20 protein-coding genes and 1 tRNA gene are annotated in these 18,167 nt (G+C 29.4%); 19 read left to right on the top strand and 2 right to left on the bottom strand.

The annotated features are described in order from the left end of the window. Window positions 1-228, bottom strand: coding sequence for a sulfurtransferase-like selenium metabolism protein YedF (yedF, locus tag AJ932_RS07775; RefSeq protein ID WP_002867050.1), 228 nt, complete (start codon window positions 226-228; stop codon window positions 1-3). 3 nt (window positions 229-231) lie between these two features. Then, a complete protein-coding gene (yedE, locus tag AJ932_RS07770) occupies window positions 232-1,440 on the bottom strand; it encodes a selenium metabolism membrane protein YedE/FdhT (protein ID WP_070278696.1) in 1,209 nt (402 codons plus the stop codon). A 139-nt stretch (window positions 1,441-1,579) separates the two neighbouring features. On the opposite strand from yedE, the gene AJ932_RS07765 reads away from it, so the two are divergent. From AJ932_RS07765 to AJ932_RS07675, 19 genes are all read left to right on the top strand, one after another. Beyond that, window positions 1,580-1,677: transfer RNA gene (locus tag AJ932_RS07765), tRNA-Sec, on the top strand. A 28-nt stretch (window positions 1,678-1,705) separates the two neighbouring features. After that, window positions 1,706-2,956, top strand: a complete 1,251-nt coding sequence (locus AJ932_RS07760; protein ID WP_002862151.1) for an adenylosuccinate synthase — start codon at window positions 1,706-1,708, stop codon at window positions 2,954-2,956. Next, window positions 2,953-3,381 carry a flagellar export protein FliJ gene (locus tag AJ932_RS07755; RefSeq protein WP_002880459.1) on the top strand — a complete coding sequence of 143 codons (429 nt, stop codon included), beginning with the start codon at window positions 2,953-2,955 and terminating at the stop codon, window positions 3,379-3,381. The genes AJ932_RS07760 and AJ932_RS07755 overlap by 4 nt, the downstream gene beginning before the upstream one ends. Next, window positions 3,374-3,892: a MotE family protein gene (locus tag AJ932_RS07750; protein ID WP_070275961.1), complete on the top strand. Its 519-nt coding sequence runs from the start codon at window positions 3,374-3,376 to the stop codon at window positions 3,890-3,892. The genes AJ932_RS07755 and AJ932_RS07750 overlap by 8 nt, the downstream gene beginning before the upstream one ends. A 93-nt stretch (window positions 3,893-3,985) precedes the next feature. Continuing rightward, entirely contained in the window at window positions 3,986-4,537 is a 552-nt protein-coding gene (locus AJ932_RS07745) for a DUF507 family protein (protein ID WP_002851269.1), read from the top strand. Next, entirely contained in the window at window positions 4,537-5,655 is a 1,119-nt protein-coding gene (gene carA / locus AJ932_RS07740) for a glutamine-hydrolyzing carbamoyl-phosphate synthase small subunit (RefSeq protein ID WP_002851156.1), read from the top strand. Before AJ932_RS07745 ends, carA begins: the two co-directional genes overlap by 1 nt. Continuing rightward, entirely contained in the window at window positions 5,652-6,311 is a 660-nt protein-coding gene (locus AJ932_RS07735) for a sulfite exporter TauE/SafE family protein (RefSeq protein WP_002870873.1), read from the top strand. Before carA ends, AJ932_RS07735 begins: the two co-directional genes overlap by 4 nt. Continuing rightward, entirely contained in the window at window positions 6,308-7,519 is a 1,212-nt protein-coding gene (gene bumS / locus AJ932_RS07730; protein WP_002862144.1) for a butyrate sensor histidiine kinase-like phosphatase BumS, read from the top strand. Before AJ932_RS07735 ends, bumS begins: the two co-directional genes overlap by 4 nt. Before the next feature lie 2 nt (window positions 7,520-7,521). Further along, window positions 7,522-8,202, top strand: coding sequence for a butyrate response regulator transcription factor BumR (gene bumR / locus AJ932_RS07725; protein ID WP_070275962.1), 681 nt, complete (start codon window positions 7,522-7,524; stop codon window positions 8,200-8,202). Window positions 8,203-8,327: 125 nt separating this feature from the next. Continuing rightward, complete coding sequence (gene ccoN / locus AJ932_RS07720; protein ID WP_044779979.1) at window positions 8,328-9,794, top strand: cytochrome-c oxidase, cbb3-type subunit I; 1,467 nt, start codon at window positions 8,328-8,330, stop codon at window positions 9,792-9,794. 12 nt (window positions 9,795-9,806) lie between these two features. Next, window positions 9,807-10,472 carry a cytochrome-c oxidase, cbb3-type subunit II gene (ccoO, locus tag AJ932_RS07715; RefSeq protein WP_002855439.1) on the top strand — a complete coding sequence of 222 codons (666 nt, stop codon included), beginning with the start codon at window positions 9,807-9,809 and terminating at the stop codon, window positions 10,470-10,472. 4 nt (window positions 10,473-10,476) lie between these two features. After that, entirely contained in the window at window positions 10,477-10,740 is a 264-nt protein-coding gene (locus tag AJ932_RS07710) for a cytochrome c oxidase, cbb3-type, CcoQ subunit (RefSeq protein ID WP_002851307.1), read from the top strand. Further along, the gene (locus tag AJ932_RS07705) at window positions 10,740-11,603 is read left to right on the top strand and encodes a cbb3-type cytochrome c oxidase N-terminal domain-containing protein (protein ID WP_044779978.1); all 864 of its coding nucleotides are present in this window, start codon (window positions 10,740-10,742) and stop codon (window positions 11,601-11,603) included. Before AJ932_RS07710 ends, AJ932_RS07705 begins: the two co-directional genes overlap by 1 nt. After that, on the top strand, window positions 11,600-11,821 hold the full coding sequence (locus AJ932_RS07700; protein ID WP_072223679.1) for a DUF4006 family protein: 222 nt from the start codon (window positions 11,600-11,602) through the stop codon (window positions 11,819-11,821). Before AJ932_RS07705 ends, AJ932_RS07700 begins: the two co-directional genes overlap by 4 nt. After that, complete coding sequence (locus tag AJ932_RS07695) at window positions 11,818-11,919, top strand: hypothetical protein (RefSeq protein WP_002858872.1); 102 nt, start codon at window positions 11,818-11,820, stop codon at window positions 11,917-11,919. Before AJ932_RS07700 ends, AJ932_RS07695 begins: the two co-directional genes overlap by 4 nt. Next, on the top strand, window positions 11,916-12,518 hold the full coding sequence (locus AJ932_RS07690) for a hypothetical protein (RefSeq protein ID WP_002870878.1): 603 nt from the start codon (window positions 11,916-11,918) through the stop codon (window positions 12,516-12,518). Before AJ932_RS07695 ends, AJ932_RS07690 begins: the two co-directional genes overlap by 4 nt. Further along, entirely contained in the window at window positions 12,505-13,026 is a 522-nt protein-coding gene (locus tag AJ932_RS07685) for a FixH family protein (RefSeq protein ID WP_002862138.1), read from the top strand. The genes AJ932_RS07690 and AJ932_RS07685 overlap by 14 nt, the downstream gene beginning before the upstream one ends. After that, complete coding sequence (locus tag AJ932_RS07680) at window positions 13,023-15,389, top strand: PD-(D/E)XK nuclease family protein (protein WP_070278694.1); 2,367 nt, start codon at window positions 13,023-13,025, stop codon at window positions 15,387-15,389. Before AJ932_RS07685 ends, AJ932_RS07680 begins: the two co-directional genes overlap by 4 nt. Continuing rightward, window positions 15,386-18,151 carry a RecB-like helicase gene (locus AJ932_RS07675; RefSeq protein WP_070210365.1) on the top strand — a complete coding sequence of 922 codons (2,766 nt, stop codon included), beginning with the start codon at window positions 15,386-15,388 and terminating at the stop codon, window positions 18,149-18,151. Before AJ932_RS07680 ends, AJ932_RS07675 begins: the two co-directional genes overlap by 4 nt. The last annotated feature ends 16 nt before the right edge of the window (window positions 18,152-18,167 follow it).

The following is an 18,167-nucleotide window of genomic DNA, read 5'->3' as shown; positions in this document are numbered from 1 at the left end:
TTAAGGCTTTTGTATTAAAAATCTTAGCGTGGGTCCACTTTGATCGATTTCAAGCACTTTAAAACCACGGTTTTTTGCATCTTGAGGTATGGAATTGATACTTTGTGGACAATCGCAAAGCACTTCTAAAATTTCTCCACTTTGAAGCTTAGGTAAGACATCAAGTGTTGCTATAGCAGGATAAGGGCAAGCTTCACCTTGCAAATTTAAACTATAAGTAATTTTCATTGTTTATCCTTTAAGTTGATTTTTAAAGAAGTGTTTTTTATAAAATACCACAAAAGCAAACATTAAGATGAATAAAATAAGGTTGATAAAAAATCCATTTAAATTTCCAAATTCAGTTAAAAGATTGATTTTTACACCTTCTTTAAAAACCTTTGGTAAAAAGTCATAACTTAAGGCTAAAATCATAGTTCCTATTATATTTGCAATTCCTACTATCATAAAATGACTTTGTCCTTCAAAGGCACGATAAGCCCAACCACACTCACAACCTCCGGCAAAAACTATACCAAAACCAAACAAAAATGCTCCTACAGCTACAGCAGGAGAAAGTTCTATGAGTTTGCTAGTATGACCTTGCAAGATAAAAGCAAAAGCGATTAAAGAGGCGATAATCATACTGATTAATGCGCCTTTTATAGCATTATCTCTACCAAATAAAAACAAATCTCTAAAGCAAGAAGTAAAACAAATTTGCCCTCTAGAAATAATAAAGCCAAAAACAAAACCAAAAATCAGTGCCAAAGCTAGAAGACTTTGTTTGTTTTGTGTGCTGATATTGCCATTTGTAAAAACAAGATAAAACACCCAAACTAAAAAGGCCATGAAAAGCAATATGCCTAAGTTAAAATATAATTTTGTACGCAAACTTTGCTTGTTTAACGGCAAATTTTCTTTATTTACCCGTTCTAATTTAGCTTTAGGTTTAAAAAAGGAAGTGTTGCAAATTTTCACTCCTAGATAAATTCCTAAAACCATAAAAACAGTAAAAAGCCAAGTGTGTAAAGAAAAATAAGGTAAACCTGTAAAAAAATTAGCTAAATTACATCCAAACGCAAGTCTTGCTCCATATCCTGAAAGAATTCCACCTACTATTGCTTGAAAAATTCTTATATTGCTAGCAGGTAGACGAAATTTGACTTTGTTAGCTAAAAGTGCGGCTACTAAACAACCTATAAACATACCTATGAGCATAATACCATCAGTTCTTGTTAAAGGGGTTCCATTTAAATTTTGCTTTTGGTAATAAGAATATCCATCTAAATTCATACCTAAAAGTTCTAGAAATTCACCGCCCCAACGCGTCATTTCTCCAGTAACAGCCCAAACGCCACCAAAAATCCCAAAATACACTGCACTTAAAATTCCAAGTGCAATCATAGAATGGGAATTGTCCCAAAAATTGATTAAATATTTTTGTTTAAAAGAATTCAAAGAAAGATCCTAATAATGTAATCATCAAAACTTGATGCTAAAAAAGAGTGAGATTATAGCTTAAATTTAATATGAAGTCAAAAAGAATATTGATAAATTTATTTTGTTTTTCATTAAAAATCGCTATAATTATCGCTTTGGAAGATTAGCGTATCTGGTGATCGCCACTGACTTCAAATCAGATGAAAGGATAGTTGACTATTCTTTGGGGAGTTCGATTCTCTCATCTTCTCGCCAATATTAAAGTAAAATCAAGGAAATTTTTATGAGCAAAGCAGATATTATTGTCGGCATTCAATGGGGCGATGAAGGAAAAGGTAAGGTAGTTGATAAATTATGTGAAAATTATGATTTTGTTTGCAGAAGTGCAGGTGGACACAATGCAGGACATACGATTTGGGTAAATGGTGTAAGATATGCGCTTCATCTTATGCCAAGTGGAGTTTTGCATCCAAGATGTATTAATATTATCGGAAATGGAGTTGTGGTTTCTCCTGAAGTATTGATTGCTGAAATGGCTCAATTTGAAAATTTAAAAGGTAGATTATATATCAGTGATAGAGCTCATTTAAATTTAAAACATCATTCTTTAATAGACATTGCAAAAGAAAAACTCAAAGGCAAAAATGCCATAGGAACAACAGGTAAGGGTATAGGACCTTCTTATGCAGATAAGATTAATCGTACAGGACATAGAGTTGGAGAGCTTTTAGAACCACAAAGACTTTGTGAGGCTTTGATGAAAGATTTTGAAGCTAATAAAACTTTTTTTGAAATGCTTGAAATTGAAATTCCAAGTGCTGAAGAATTGCTTGCTGATTTAAAACGCTTTAATGAAATTTTAACTCCTTATATTACAGATACTACAAGAATGCTTTGGAAGGCTTTAGATGAAGATAAAAGAGTACTTTTAGAAGGAGCTCAGGGTTCTATGCTTGATATTGATCATGGAACTTATCCTTATGTTACAAGTTCAAGTACTATTTCAGCAGGCGCTTTAACAGGACTTGGGTTAAATCCTAAAGAAGCGGGAAATATTATAGGTATTGTAAAAGCTTATGCAACGCGTGTGGGAAATGGAGCTTTTCCTACTGAGGATAAGGGCGAAGATGGAGAAAAAATTGCACAAATTGGAAAAGAAATTGGCGTAAGCACAGGACGTAAAAGACGCTGTGGATGGTTTGATGCGGTTGCTGTAAGATATACAGCAAGGCTTAATGGTCTTGATGCTTTATCTTTGATGAAGCTTGATGTTTTAGATGGTTTTGAAAAGATAAAAATTTGTCGTGCTTATGAATATAAGGGCATGGAAATCGACTATATACCAAGTGATTTAGAAAATGTTCAACCTATTTATGAAGAAATGGATGGTTGGGATAAAGTTTTTGGTATAAAAGATTATGATTTATTGCCAGAAAATGCTAAAAAATATATAGCAAGACTTGAAGAGCTTGCAGGGGTTAAAGTAAAGTATATTTCCACTAGCCCTGAAAGAGATGATACTATCATCTTATGAAAAGTAAATATAATTCTGTTGTAAAAGTAAGAAAACAACAACTTGATAAAGCAGAATCAAATCTTAATCAAGCCAAACAAAGACAGCTTGAACATGAAAAAGCTTATGAACTTTCACGCCAAGAGTGTGAAAGTTTAGGCGTATTGCCAAAATCAGGATCTATAGCAGAGTTAAGATCAAATTTAAGTATGGCGCAAGTAGGACGCGAGGCTTTGGCAAGAGCTAAGGAGAAAGTAGAACTTTCTAAAAAAGAAATGAACCATTATCAGTTTTTATATCAAAAAGCGCATTTAGATTATGAAAAAATGAAGGCTTTGGAAACTGAAGAAATTAAACAAAAACAAAAAGAACTTGCGAAGGCTGAAGAAAAATTTTTAGATGAAATTGCAATCAGTCGTTTTTTCAAAGGGGAAAAAGATGATTAAAAAATTTATATTGTTAGTTTTTATTTCAAGTGTAGTTTTTGGAGCTGAACAAGATTGTGAGCAGTATTTTGAAGCTAGAAAAGCTCAAATTGAATTGCAAACTAGAGAATTTGATGAAGCAAGACAATCTTTAGAAGCTTATAAAGCCTCTTTTGAAGCTTTGCAAAAAGAAAGGCTTGAAAATTTAGAAAAAAAAGAGGCTGAGGTTAATGCGACTTTGGTAAAAATTGAAGAATTAAAACTTGAAAACGCAAGGCTTGTAGAAGAACAACAAAAGATTTTAAATTCAATCAATGATAAAACTCAAGGTAGGGTTAAAGAAATTTACTCCCAAATGAAAGATGCAGCCATTGCAGATGTTTTAAGTCAAATGGATGCAGAGGATGCAAGCAAAATAATGCTTTCTTTGGAATCGCGTAAAATTTCAGGTGTTTTATCTAAAATGGATCCAAAAAAAGCCAGCGAGCTTACTTTACTTTTGAAAAATTTAGATAATAATGCTAGTAATTAGGTGATTAAAAAAAATGAAAATTTTTCATTTTTAACATTCTTTTACCAAAAATAAGCTATTATTTTAAACATTATTAAATAAAAGGTTTTTAAGATGCGTATAAAATTACCACATATTCCTTATATCGCAAATAAAATGATGTTAGATATAGCTAATTCTTCTTTTGTAGAAATTAAAGATCAGTTAGAAAAGCTTAAGGTATGTATAATAGAAGTTTTAGAGAAAGATATTCTAAATGAAAGAAAATTAGATGAAAGAGTCAAAGAGCTTTTAGAGCAACAAGAAGATGAAATGGAGCTTATGCAAGTAGATCGTAAAAATATGTTTTGGCTTGTGAAGAAAAAGTTAGCTCCTGAATTTAATGTGATTTTAGATTCTGAAGATAGACATAATCATCTAGCGCATCAAATTTTAGAAGAACTTGTAGAGAATGATTATATTAATTTTATAGTGAGTGAAAATAGAGTTAAAAATTTAATCTTTTCAAGCATAGAGTCTTATCTTAAAATTTATGAAAAACTTGAAGATGAGGTTTATGAGAAAATTAGTAATTATAAAACAAAACCTATTCCAGGTAGCGAAGAATACGATCTTATCTTTGAAAAACTCTATCAAGAAGAGCTTAGAAAAAAAGGTATGTTTTAATGAAGGCTTATATTTATTTAGAAAATGATATTTTTTTAAGTGCTAAGGCTTTTGGGAAGAGTGGTACTTTTTTTGGAGAGCTTGTATTTAATACTTCTTTAACAGGGTATCAAGAAATTATTTCAGATCCTTCTTATGCAGGGCAATTTATCGTATTTTCCATGCCAGAAATTGGTATAGTGGGAACCAATGAAAATGATAATGAAAGTAAGGAAATTTTTGCAAGCGGTGTTTTAATGCGTGAATTAAGTTCCAGTTTTTCAAATTTTCGCGCTAAAGAAAGTCTGCAAGATTATCTTGAAAAACATGGAAAAATAGGAATTTATGAACTTGATACGAGATATCTAGTAAAAATGATAAGAAATAATGGCAATTTAAGAGCTGTAATTTCAACTGAAATTTCAAATAAAGAAGATTTAAAAATCGCCTTAGAAAAATCAGCAAAAATTGATGAAGTAAATTTTGTAAAAGAAGTTAGCACTAAGAAAAATTATTCTCATAAACAAGGTGTTTGGAACGCTAGTTTTCAAAAATTTAATGATGCTAAAAGAAGTGAGAAAAAAGTTGCTGTTATAGACTATGGTGTTAAAACAAATATCCTAAATGAACTTGTAGAAGTAGGTTTTGAAGTAGAAGTTTATCCATATAATGTTAAAGCAGATGAGTTGATTACTCTGTATAAAAAAGGTGAAATTCAAGGCGTGTTTCTTTCTAATGGTCCAGGTGAGCCAAGGATTTTAAAACAAGAGATTGCAGAGATTAAAAAACTTGCAGAAGCTAAAATTCCTATGCTTGGAATTTGCTTAGGTCACCAGCTTTTAAGTAATGCTTTTGGATATGAAACTTATAAAATGAAATTTGGACAACATGGAGCAAATCATCCTGTGATCAATCTTGATACAAAAACGGTAGAAATTACCGCACAAAATCATAATTATAATGTTCCAGAAGAATTAGCTCAAGTGGCTCATATCACTCATAGAAATTTATTTGGCGATAATGTTGAAGGAGTAAGATATAAAGACTATCCTATTATTTCAGTGCAACATCACCCGGAAAGTTCTTCAGGTCCTCATGAAAGTAAGTACATTTTTAAAGAATTTATGAATTTGATGTGAGTATAGATTTTTTAGCTATTATCAGCGTTGCTTTTTTATCTAGTTTTGGACACTGCTATTCTATGTGTGGTGGTTTTAATTTACTTTTTATAAATTTAAATTCAAAAAGCAATAATTTATTTTTATTAACTTTTATTTATCATTTGTTTAGAATTTTTGCTTATATTGTTTTAGGGATAATTTTTGGGACTTTTGGGAATATCTTGGCAATCAATGCTAAGGTTCAAAGTTTGTCATTTTTTATTCTTGGTATATTTATGATGATTTTGGGTTTTGCTCTTATTTTTAGAGGCAATATGTTATCTTTTATTGAAAATAATGTTTTTTTTGATAGTTTTGTAAAGAAAATTATTAAAAAATCTAAAAATTTTAAAGGATTAAAATCAGCTATATTTTTAGGATTTTCAAATGGTTTTGTTCCTTGTGGATTGGTGTATTTTTTTATAGCCAATGCAATAAGTAAGCAAAATATTTTTGAAGGTATTTTAGTAATGATGATTTTTGGAATATCAACTTTACCTGCGATGTTATTTTTTTCTAAAATTTCACAATTTTTTAGTGATTTTTTGAAAAATTTGTTTAATTATTTATCGTATGGCATTATTGTTTGTTACGGTATAAATCTTGCCTATATAGGTTTTAAGGCTTTTCAATGAAAGATTTTTTTAAAGATCAGTTTTTTAAAGCTCTGGAAAAAAATACAATTTTTTCAAGAGCTGATGTGCAAGGAAATTTAATTTTTGTCAGTGATAAGCTTTGTCAAATAAGTGGATATAGCAAAAAAGAGCTTATAGGAAAAAAACATTCAATATTTAAACATCCAGATGTTGATGAATGTTATGTTGAGAAGCTTTTAAAAGATCTTTCATATAAAAAGCCTTATCAGGTTATTTTTAAAAATATTGATAAATTAGGCAAAACCTTCTATCTTGAAACTTTGTTAATCCCTATATTGGATAAAAATAATGAATTAATAGAAATAGTAGCACTTTCTCATGATGTCAGTAATTCTTTTAAGCTTAATGAAGAGCTTGCTCTAAATCACGCTAAATTAAGAGAATTAAGTATTAATCTTGAAAATACAGTTAAAAATCACCAACAAGAATTTATACAGTTAGGTAAAAAATTTGAGAAAAAAATGAAAATTGCCTTGGAAAAAAATGAAAAAGATATTAAAATAGCATATGAAGAGATTTTGAAATCTTCATTAGAACAAATGATTAGTGATATAGCACATCAATGGAGACAACCGTTAAATGAGCTTGGTATTGCCATGTTTCAAATGAAGCAAAATCTTAAAGATGAAAAAGGATTTGCTGAAATTTATTCACAATCAAAAGATATGATTAAAAATATGTCAGAAACAATTGATGTGTTTAGAACTTTGTTTAACAAAGGAGTAGAGCAGTGTGTATTTATAAAAGAGACTTTAAATAAAGCCTTAGAAATTGCTTTTGAAACTATAGAAAAAAATCATGTAAATATTAATATTGTTTCGAAAAGTGATTATGAAGTTTTAGCGTATGAGAATGGTTTAATAAGAGTTTTTCTTAATTTGATTTTAAATTCAATAGAGGCATTTAAAAACAAAAAAAGGAAAATCATAACAATAAATTTTTCAAAATTTGGAAAAAACTATCTGAAAATTACAATAAAAGATAATGCTGGTGGGATTGATAAAGAAAATTTAGATAAAATTTTTCAACCTTATTTTACAACAAAACATCCCAGTCAGGGTATAGGAGTAGGACTTTATATAAGTAGACAAATTATTGAAAGTTTCCAAGGAAAAATAAAAGTTAAGAATGGAAAAGATGGGGCTTGTTTTGAGGTATTTTTAAAACTAAAAGAGAGGGTAGAGTAGAAATGTCACAAGAATGTAAAGAATTGATAATATTAGTAGTTGAAGATGAAATTAAGACTAGAGAATCATTGATTAATGTATTAAGCGAACGCTTTAGTAAAGTAATCGGAGCTCAAAATGGAGATGAGGGGCTTAAAAAATTTAAAAAATTTAAGCCGGATTTAGTTATCACAGATATTGCTATGCCTATTATGGATGGGCTTGATATGGCAAGAGAGATTAAGGAAATTTCAGATGATGTCCCAATTGTTGTTCTTAGTGCGCATTCAGAGAAAGAGAGACTTTTGCGTTCTATTGATATTGGTATAGATAAATATTTGATCAAACCTGTTGATATAGAAGAGTTGTTTAAAGTTTTAGATTATCTGATAGGCGAAAAAATTGAAGCAAATATGCTTGTAAAAATTTCTGAAGAATATCAATTTAACAAAACTAAAAGAACTTTGATTTACAATGGTGAAGAAATTGTTTTAACTAAAAAAGAATTAGCTTTTATTTCTTTGCTTTTAAAGCAACCTGGAGCTTTGGTTTTGCATGAAGATATAAAGAAAAATGTTTGGATAGGTGAACATGTAAGTGATACTGCTGTTAGAACTTTTATTAAAAGAGTAAGAGATAAAGTGGGTGAAGATTTTATAAAAAATGTACCAAGTTTAGGTTATAAGATAAATATCAATAAATAAGACTGATTTAGCCTTAAAATATAAAGCATAACAAATGATTAACAAAATTATCATTTTTAAGAAAAAATGTATAATTAATATTCTATAATATTCTCTTGTTATCAAAAATTTTAAGGAGAAAGTCGATGCATCCAGGTAATGTATTAAATTACGACTATACGGTTGCAAGATATTTTATGTTTACAACCGTATTGTTTGGCATTGTTGGTATGGCTATAGGAACTCTTATAGCTTTTCAAATGGCATATCCTAACTTAAATTATTTAGCAGGAGAATATGCTACTTTTTCAAGACTTAGACCACTTCATACTTCAGGTGTGATTTTTGGTTTTATGCTTTCAGGGATTTGGGCAACTTGGTATTATATAGGTCAGCGTGTTCTTAAGGTAAGTATGGCTGAGTCAAGATTTTTAATGGCTGTTGGTAAGCTTCATTTTTGGCTTTATATGCTTACTATGGTTTTAGCTGTTATATCTTTGTTTATGGGTGTGACTACATCTAAAGAATATGCAGAGCTTGAGTGGCCTTTAGATATTCTTGTTGTTCTTGTTTGGGTTTTATGGGGTGTAAGTATTTTTGGACTTATTGGAATTCGCCGTGAAAAAACTCTTTATATTTCTTTATGGTATTATATAGCTACATTTTTAGGTATAGCTATGCTTTATCTTTTTAACAACATGGAAGTACCAACTTATTTTGTTACTGGAATGGGTAAATGGTGGCATAGTGTATCAATGTATGCAGGAACAAATGATGCTTTAGTACAATGGTGGTATGGACATAATGCTGTGGCATTTGTATTTACTGTGGGTATTATTGCCCAAATTTATTACTTCTTGCCAAAAGAAAGTGGTCAGCCGATTTTCTCTTATAAACTCTCTTTATTTGCATTTTGGGGCTTAATGTTTGTTTATCTTTGGGCAGGTGGTCACCATTTGATTTATTCAACTGTACCTGATTGGATGCAAACTATGGGTTCGGTTTTCTCTATAGTATTGATTTTACCTTCTTGGGGTTCAGCGATTAATATCTTACTTACTATGAAAGGTGAGTGGAGCCAGCTTCGCGAGAGTCCATTGATTAAATTTATGATTCTGGCATCAACTTTCTATATGTTCTCAACACTTGAAGGGCCAATTCTTTCAATTAAGTCTGTTAATGCTTTAGCACACTTTACAGATTGGATTCCAGGACATGTTCATGATGGAACATTAGGTTGGGTAGGATTTATGACTATGGCTGCTCTTTATCATATGACTCCTAGAGTTTTCAAAAGAGAGCTTTATAGTAAATCTTTAATGGAAGCTCAATTTTGGATCCAAACCACAGGTATAGTTCTTTATTTTGCTTCAATGTGGATTGCGGGTATTACTCAAGGTATGATGTGGAGAGCGACAGATGAGTATGGTAACTTGCTTTATAGCTTTATTGATACTGTTGTGGCTATTATTCCTTATTATTGGATTAGAGCGATTGGTGGATTGTTGTATCTTATCGGTTTCTTTATGTTTACTTATAATATTTACAAAACAATTGCTTGTGGAAGAGTGCTTGATAAAGAACCAAAAAGCGCTTCGCCTATGGCAGCATAAAAAGGAGAAAATATGTTTAGTTGGTTAGAAAAAAATCCATTCTTTTTTGCTGTAGCTGTTTTTGTAGTGATTGCTTATGCAGGCATAGTTGAAGTTTTACCAAATTTTGCAGAAAATGCAAGACCAATTGAAGGTAAAAAACCTTATACGGTTTTACAACTTGCAGGGCGTGCAGTATATATTAAAGATAGTTGTAATGCTTGTCATTCACAGCTTATTCGTCCATTTAAATCAGAAACAGATCGTTATGGTATGTATTCTGTAAGTGGTGAATTTGCTTATGATAGACCTTTTCTTTGGGGTTCAAAAAGAACAGGACCTGATCTTGCTCGTGTAGGAAATTATAGAACAGCTGATTGGCATGAAAATCATATGTGGGATCCTACTTCTGTTGTTCCAGATTCTATTATGCCTTCATATAAGCATATGTTTAAAAATAATGCAGATATTGAAACTGCTTATGCTGAGGCTTTAACCGTGAAAAAAGTTTTCAATGTTCCTTATGATACAGAAAATGGAACAAAACTTGGTTCTTGGGAGGATGCGCAAGCTGAAGTAAAAGCTGAAGCTCAGGCTATAGTTGATCAAATGAAAAATCAAGAAGTAAAAGATGCTTTTGCTAAAGGTGAAATCAAAGAAATAGTTGCTTTGATCGCTTATTTAAATAGCTTAAAGTAAGATGATGGAACATTTATCAATAGTTTTTGATGTGATTAAAAATTTAATCACATTTGATTTAGCAACAGTTCAAAAACATGAGTGGGAGATTTTTCAAGGTTATGGTTTTTTTGCACTCGTGATGTTTTTGTCAATAGTATTATATGCGTATTGGTATCATTTATATAGAACAGAAAAAAAAGGTGAGAGAAATTATGAAAATTATGCAAACCTTGCCTTAAAAGATGATATTGATGATAGTGTATTAGAAAGTAAAAGGAGTGCTTAATGCAATGGTTAAATTTAGAAGACAATGTTAATCTCTTATCTTTAATTGGAGCTATTCTTATCATTTTAATCACACTAGTTATTGTGAGTAGAATGTTTAAGCAAATGAAAGAAAAAAAGGGCGAGTCAGAGCTTAGTGAACATAGTTGGGATGGAATAGGAGAGTATAAAAATGCTGTTCCTATTGGTTGGGCTGTGGTATTTTTCCTGACTATTGTTTGGGCTATTTGGTATTTTCTATGGGGATATCCTTTAAATTCTTTTTCAAGTATAGGTCAATACAATGAAGAAGTAGCAACTCATAATACAAAATTCGAAGAAAAATTTAAAAATTTATCTCCTGAAGATAAAATAGCAATGGGTCAAAATATCTTTTTAGTTCAGTGTTCAGCTTGTCATGGAATTACAGGCGATGGTATCAATGGTAAAGCTCAAAATTTAAATATTTGGGGTAGCGAAGAAGGTATAATCAATGTAATTAAACATGGTTCAAAAGGTATGAATTTTCCAGGTGGAGAAATGCTTGGTGCTGCTGATTTAGGTGTGGCAGAAGAAGATATTCCTGCTATTGCTGCTTATGTAGCAAAAGATCTTTCAGCTATTAAGAAAACTGCAAATGAAAATTTAGTAGCAAAAGGTAAAGAAGCTTATGCAACTTGTGCAGCATGCCATGGAGAAGATGGAAAAGGTCAAGATGGAATGTTCCCAGATCTTACAAAATACGGTTCTGCAGCTTTTGTAGTAGATGTTTTACATAGTGGTAAGGCTGGTTTTATAGGAACAATGCCGAGTTTTCCAACACTTAATGATATTCAAAAAGAAGCTGTTGGCGAGTATGTAATTTCTCTTTCAAGGGGTGAATGATGGAAAATAATAATAGATGCGTGTTTTCTCTTTCAGGTGTTACAGGTATGTTAATTGCTACGGTTTTATTACTTGCTATCTTAGTAGTTTTAACTATTTGGGGTCTTAAAGCTCAGCAAGAAGTGATGCAAAAGCCATATAGTCTTAAAGATGCACAAAGTGTAAAGATGTTTGGTTCAAAAGAACAAGATCATAGAAGTATAAAGGAAGCACAATGAGTAAGGCTTTGGAATATTTAATTGTTATTGGTTTAGTTGTTGCTGCTGCAATCACCGCTTGGTCGGTTTTAACTGTAAATCATCTTCATATAGGATGAAAAAAATATTACAAGATGGCTTTTTTTTAGCCATCTTCTTCTTTGTTTTATTGCCTTCTAGGGTTTTTGCTCTTGATGCTGTACTTTTTAATGAAAATATTTTAAGTCAAAAAGTAAGTAATGAGATTAATCTTATAGGAAAAGAGCTTTACCAAAAAAGTAATATTTTTATCGGCGTTATGGTTGGTGATGAAACTGAAATTGAAACTTTATTAAATAAACAAAAAGAACTTCCTCAATCTTATATATTGCTTCTTTTGTCAAAAAATTCTCACAAAGTTGATATAGTGGGCTCAAAAGGTGCTTTAGCTTTGATTGATAAAGAATCCGTGCTTAGTCCTTATCCTGGAACAGGATCTATTTTGCCGATATTAGCTACAAATAAAGGTGATATTTATAATGCTGCTATACTTAATGGTTATGCAGATATTGTAGATCGTGTGGCAAAATCCTTGGGATTACAATTAGAACATTCTATAGGCAATGCAAATCGTGATACTATCAATATCTTAAGAATACTTATCTATGGATTTATTTGCTTTGCATTGTTATACTATGCACAAAGAAGAATAAAGAGGAAAAAAAATGTTAGAAACTAAAAGAAGTTTTTGGCCTTATGGTATTTTGCTTTCACTTTTGGCTATAATTATTGCTTGTATTGTAACGATTTTTATAGCAAGTCACCATCCTGTATATGAGGATGATTTTTATTTTGACTCTTATCAAAATGTTGAAAATAATTACAATCAAATACAAAAACAACAAGTAAATTTTGATAAATTTTTTAAAGTAAATTTTCAAAATGATAAAATCACTTTTATAGGTAAAAGAAAAATTCCTAGTTATGAAGTGGATCAAAATTCCTATGTTGCAAATTTTAAAATTTCTGCATTACAAAATATAAATTCTGATGATTTAAAAGTTCAAGTTCTTCTTACAAGACCATTCACTAAAAATTTTGATCAAAAGTTAGAAGGACAAGTTAAAAATGGAATTTTAAGTATCGCTTTACCTAAATTAGATAAAGGTAGATGGGAGCTTAAGCTAAAGTTTTATGCAAATCAAGAAACAGTGGGTTTTTTTAGCTACGAATTAAATGCTCAATGAAATTAAGAATTTTTAGTTCTTCAAGACAAATTAGAGAGTATTATAACCAAAAAAAACAGCAAAATGCTTTATTAGATAGTGCTATTCATATAGGTGAATTTTTAGATAAAGTTTGTTTGAGTAATTTTCATAAGGCAAGTTCTTATGAAAGTTTGCTTTTAATGCAAGAAGCTTGTCTAAAAAGTAAGGATTTAGAAAAAAAACTAGGAATTTCGGTAGAATTTTTTGCTTTTTTGAAAAATAACGAATATCTTTTTTCTTTTTTTAAAGAACTTAGTTTAGAAAAAAAAAGCATAGAAGATCTTAAAAACAATGATTATTATGCCACCTATAATGAACATTTAGAAATTTTAGATGAGGTATATAAAAATTATCTTGCTTTACTTGAAAAAAATTCTTTTTATGATGATCTTTCTTTACCTAAAAATTACACTCTTAATAAAGATTTTTTAGATGAGTATGAAGCTATAGTTTATGATTTGCAAGGTTTTTTGAGTAAATTTGAAGAAAATTTATTAAGTGAAATTTCTCAGATTAAAGAAGTGGTTTTAAGTTTTAAAACAAGTAAATTTAATCTTGAATATCTTTCAAAACTTGATTTTTTAAAAATATTTGATTTAAAAATAAACACTCATTATGAAATCAATCTTTCAAAACAAGAGATTTTAAAAGAAGAAATTTTTAAAACAAAAAATTCAAAAATTAAACTCAAATCTTTTGAATTAAGGGCTTTACAATGCGCTTTTGTTATGGATGAAATTTCACATTTTGTACGCAAAGGTTTAGAGTCTGAAAATATTGTAGTTATAACTCCAGATGAAAGTTTTTGTGAGTTTTTAAGACTTTTTGATAAAGACAATATGCTTAATTTTGCAAGTGGGATTAGTATTAAAGAAAGTTTATTTTATCAAAAATTTCAAGCACTTTATGAAAGTGCTAGTAGTGCTTCTTTTGTTTATAAAAATCAAGAGGATTATTTTGAAGACACGCAGATGATTTTTGATTATCACAATACACTTTTACATTCTTTAAAGCTTGATTTTATAGAGTTTAAAAAGTATTTTGATGAGAAATGTGATTTTGAATATTTTGAAAAATTACTTGCTTTATTTTTAGAAAATGAAAAGCAAGAACTTATTTATTTGATACGAAAAGAACTTTATTTTATTAAAGATTTATTAAAAAATCAGTCTTTAACTCTTAAAGAGTTGATCCATCTTTTTTTCATGCAAATTTCACAACTTTCCCTTAGTGATGTAGGTGGAGGTAAGGTTACGGTAATGGGACTTTTAGAAAGTCGTGGGCTTTGTTTTGATGGGGTGATTTTGGTTGATTTTAATGAAGAATTTATTCCCAAAAGAAGTGTTAATGAACTTTTTTTAAACAATGAAGTGCGTAAAAAAGCAGGATTGATTAGCTATGATAGAAGAGAAAATTTACAAAGATTTTATTATGAAAGCTTGATGAAGAATGCTTTAGAAGTAAGTATTTGCTTTGTGGAAAATGAAGAAAAAAGCAAATCACGTTTTTTAGATGAACTTGATTTTGACTTTTTTTATGAAACTCATATCCACCAAAAAGCTTATCTTAATGCTTTAAAATTAGACTATGAAGGTATAAAACCTAATCTAACTCCTATAAAAGCTCCTATTTTAAGGCATAATCCTTTCGAGTTTCCACTTTCTTTTAGTCGTTTTAATTTATTGGAAAATCAAAAAAGAACTTATTATTATCGTTATATTTTAAATTTAGCAGAACCTAGGGTTTTAAGCGAGGAAAGCAAAGCGAAAAATCAAGGAAATTTCATCCATAAAATGCTTGAAATTTATTATAAAAATTATGCAAATAATGATTTTGATATAAAAGTTTTTACAAATTTATTGGATAAAGAATATCAAAAATACAATATCAGTGAACTTGATCTTGAAGTATTTAAATTAAAATTTATACAATTTGCTAAAAACGAAAAAGAGCATTTTTCAAAAGGCTTTTATGTCGCACATACAGAGCTTGAGTTAAACAATATTTTAAAGCTTGGAGCAGATAGTATAAAACTTAAGGGCACTATAGATCGTATCGATAGTTCAAAAGAAGGTAATTTGATCATTGATTATAAAAGTGGAAAAGTACCAAGTAATTCTTATCAACTTGCTTTTTACCAAGCCTTATATGATGAAAATGCAAGCGTAGGTTTTTATGATTTAAATAGCATGCAAATATTGCACCAAAAAGCTAAAAGTTTAGATGAGCTGAGAGAAAGACTTAAAGATTTGGTTCTTATGAGCAAGGAAGAAATAGAGTTTGAAAATGAACAAGATGAGTATTGTCCTTATAAACTCATTTATAAAAAGGAATTAAAATGAGTCAATTTGAGCCTTTTTTGGCATTAGAAGCGAGTGCGGGAAGCGGAAAAACCTTTGCCCTGAGTGTGCGTTTTGTAGCACTTATTTTAAAAGGAGTTAGGATTAATGAAATTTTAGCTTTGACTTTTACCAAAAAAGCTGCTAATGAAATGCAAAAAAGAATTATTGAGACTTTTTTAAACTTAGAAAAAGAAAATAAAACCAGTGAATGCAATGAACTTTGCAAGCTTTTAGGTAAAGATAAAGAAGAGCTTATTTCTTTAAGAGATGCTAAAAAAGAAGAATTTTTAAGAACAGAGTTAAAAATCAGCACTTTTGATGCTTTTTTCGGAAAAATTTTGCGTGTTTTTGCTTTAAATTTGGGCTTAAGTAGTGATTTTACAATGAGTGAAGAGAAGCTTGATGTAAGAGAGATTTTTTTAAAACTTCTTAAAAAAGATGAATTAAAAGATTTGGCTTATTATATTAATTTAGTTGATGAGAAAGAAAATTTTTTTAACGAGCTTGAAAAATTTTATGAGAATGCTTATTTTCAAAATCTTCCTAAAATTCCAAATCCATCTAAAGCTTATATCAATAAAGCCTATAGTGAGTTAAGAAGTTATTGTTTGGGTCTTACTCATGTAAAAAATTATAAAAATTTGTGTGACAATTTTAAAAGCGAAGTTTTAGATTTATCCGTGTTTATACAATCAAGCTTTATGACAAAATTTGAAAGTACAAAATATTTACAAGATTTAGAAAGCACTAACTTGCATTTTAGTACAAAAAGAATGGAGCTTATAAATGCTTTAAATACTTATGCTATAGAGCTTGAAAATTATAAAATTGCTAATTTAATGAATCTTTTAAATCATTATAGTGAAGCTAAAAATATATTTCATAAAGATAAAAATACCTTAAATTTCCAAGATGTGAGTAAAAAAGTTTATGAGCTAATAACCAGTGAATTTAAGGATATGATTTATTTTCGTTTAGATGGTTTTATTTCGCATTTGCTTATTGATGAATTTCAAGATACAAGCGTGATTCAATATCAAATTTTACGCCCTTTGATCGCTGAGCTTGTTTCAGGAGAAGGAGTTAAGAAAAATCGCACTTTTTTTTACGTAGGAGATAAAAAACAAAGTATTTATCGCTTTCGTAAAGGAAAAAAAGAATTATTTGATTTGTTAAAACAAGAATTTAGTCAAATTAAAAGTGATAGTTTAAATACTAATTATCGTTCTAAAGAGCTTTTGGTTGATTTTGTTAATGAAACTTTTAAAGAAAAAATCAAAGATTATAAAGAGCAATTTGCCTTAGAAAGTAAAAAAGGTGGTTTTGTGCGTATTGTGGAATCTAAAGAACAAAAGGTTAAAAACCAAGCCCAAGAAATCAAGGAAAAGACTTTAGAAACTTTATTTGAGCAAATTAATTTTTTAAGATCTAAAAATATTTCTTATGATGATATTTGTATTTTGTGTTGGAAAAATAGCGATGCAGATATGGTTTTGGATTTTTTAAGAGAGCAAAAAATTCCTGCGTTTACTCAAAGCAATGTTTTACTTGAAAATAAAGCAAGCGTAAGACTTGTTTTGGAATATGCTAAATATTGTATTTTTGGTGATGAGTTTTACTTGGTATTTTTAAAAGAACTTTTAGGTTTTGAGCCGAGAAAAATCACCCTTGATTTTTCAAAAAATGCTATGGAAAATATACTTTTTTTAATAAAAGAATTAAAACTTGATTTAAATGATATTGCTTTAATGCAATTTATCGAATATGCTAAAACTAAGGAAAATTTTTTAAAGCTTTTATTTGAGCCTTGTACTTTGAAAATAGTAAGCGAACAAAATATGGGTATTAGTATTATGAGTGTGCATAAATCTAAGGGTTTGGAATTTGATCATGTGATTTTGCTAGATAGTTTATCTAAAAACAATTCAAACAATGAAGATATCATGCTTGAATATGATATCAATCAAGGTTGGCAGCTCCATATTAAAGATAAAATTCGAGAGCTTACTAAAGAGCCTATTTATACCCTTTTTAAAGAAAATATTACAAGAGCAAATTATGAAGATGATATTAATAAACTTTATGTGGCTTTTACAAGAGCTAAGGAAAGTTTGATTATCATAAAAAGAAACGAAGAAAGTGTAAATGGAAATTATCCAAGTTATTTTAAGGGGGGATTTTTAAATATACATTCTCAAGAGAGAGGTTTTTTAGAAAGCAAAGAGCAAATTTTAAGTGTTAAAAAAGAAAGTATTCAAGCTTTACAAAAATTTGAAAAAATTAGCCCACAAGAAGTTCAAAGTGAAGAAAAGCTTGATAGTAAAGAGCTATATTTTGGAAATGCTTTTCATTTTTTTATGCAAAATTTAAAACTCCCTAAGAGTGAAAATTTTCAAATACTTACTCAAAGATGCAAGAGCAAATTTAGGCATTTTTTAGATGAGAGTGATTTTGAAAAGCTTTTTAAAAGAATTGAAATTTTGCTGAAAAATACTCAATTTCAAAATTTAATTAGCGATGGAAAGCTTTTAAAAGAGCAAGCTTTGAGTTTTAATGGAGAAATTAAACAATTAGACTTGCTTGCTCTAAAAGATGAAGAAGCTTTCATAATTGATTATAAAACAGGTCTTGCTATGCAAGATAAACATAAAGAGCAAGTAAGAACTTATAAGATTGCCATTAGTGAAATTTTAAAAAAAGATAAAGTGCGTGCTTTTATAGTTTATTGTTTGGAAAATGAAATTCAAATTTTGGAAATATAAACTTTATTTTTACTTA

The sequence above is a fragment of the Campylobacter sp. BCW_6873 genome (assembly GCF_001762365.1).
GTDB lineage: Bacteria > Campylobacterota > Campylobacteria > Campylobacterales > Campylobacteraceae > Campylobacter_D > Campylobacter_D jejuni.
This window is presented reverse-complemented; position numbering and strand designations above follow the sequence as displayed.

Excerpts from the sequence above, each read along its gene's own strand:
- AJ932_RS07685 (WP_002862138.1), top strand. The coding sequence starts at position 12,505 with ATGTTAGAAACTAAAAGAAGTTTTTGGCCTTATGGTATTTTGCTTTCA.
- AJ932_RS07680 (WP_070278694.1), top strand. The coding sequence starts at position 13,023 with ATGAAATTAAGAATTTTTAGTTCTTCAAGACAAATTAGAGAGTATTAT.
- ccoO (WP_002855439.1), top strand. The coding sequence starts at position 9,807 with ATGTTTAGTTGGTTAGAAAAAAATCCATTCTTTTTTGCTGTAGCTGTT.
- AJ932_RS07675 (WP_070210365.1), top strand. The coding sequence starts at position 15,386 with ATGAGTCAATTTGAGCCTTTTTTGGCATTAGAAGCGAGTGCGGGAAGC.
- bumR (WP_070275962.1), top strand. The coding sequence starts at position 7,522 with ATGTCACAAGAATGTAAAGAATTGATAATATTAGTAGTTGAAGATGAA.
- AJ932_RS07750 (WP_070275961.1), top strand. The coding sequence starts at position 3,374 with ATGATTAAAAAATTTATATTGTTAGTTTTTATTTCAAGTGTAGTTTTT.
- AJ932_RS07700 (WP_072223679.1), top strand. The coding sequence starts at position 11,600 with ATGATGGAAAATAATAATAGATGCGTGTTTTCTCTTTCAGGTGTTACA.
- AJ932_RS07710 (WP_002851307.1), top strand. The coding sequence starts at position 10,477 with ATGGAACATTTATCAATAGTTTTTGATGTGATTAAAAATTTAATCACA.
- AJ932_RS07705 (WP_044779978.1), top strand. The coding sequence starts at position 10,740 with ATGCAATGGTTAAATTTAGAAGACAATGTTAATCTCTTATCTTTAATT.
- carA (WP_002851156.1), top strand. The coding sequence starts at position 4,537 with ATGAAGGCTTATATTTATTTAGAAAATGATATTTTTTTAAGTGCTAAG.
- yedF (WP_002867050.1), bottom strand. The coding sequence starts at position 228 with ATGAAAATTACTTATAGTTTAAATTTGCAAGGTGAAGCTTGCCCTTAT.
- AJ932_RS07760 (WP_002862151.1), top strand. The coding sequence starts at position 1,706 with ATGAGCAAAGCAGATATTATTGTCGGCATTCAATGGGGCGATGAAGGA.
- AJ932_RS07690 (WP_002870878.1), top strand. The coding sequence starts at position 11,916 with ATGAAAAAAATATTACAAGATGGCTTTTTTTTAGCCATCTTCTTCTTT.
- ccoN (WP_044779979.1), top strand. The coding sequence starts at position 8,328 with ATGCATCCAGGTAATGTATTAAATTACGACTATACGGTTGCAAGATAT.
- AJ932_RS07745 (WP_002851269.1), top strand. The coding sequence starts at position 3,986 with ATGCGTATAAAATTACCACATATTCCTTATATCGCAAATAAAATGATG.
- AJ932_RS07755 (WP_002880459.1), top strand. The coding sequence starts at position 2,953 with ATGAAAAGTAAATATAATTCTGTTGTAAAAGTAAGAAAACAACAACTT.
- bumS (WP_002862144.1), top strand. The coding sequence starts at position 6,308 with ATGAAAGATTTTTTTAAAGATCAGTTTTTTAAAGCTCTGGAAAAAAAT.
- AJ932_RS07695 (WP_002858872.1), top strand. The coding sequence starts at position 11,818 with ATGAGTAAGGCTTTGGAATATTTAATTGTTATTGGTTTAGTTGTTGCT.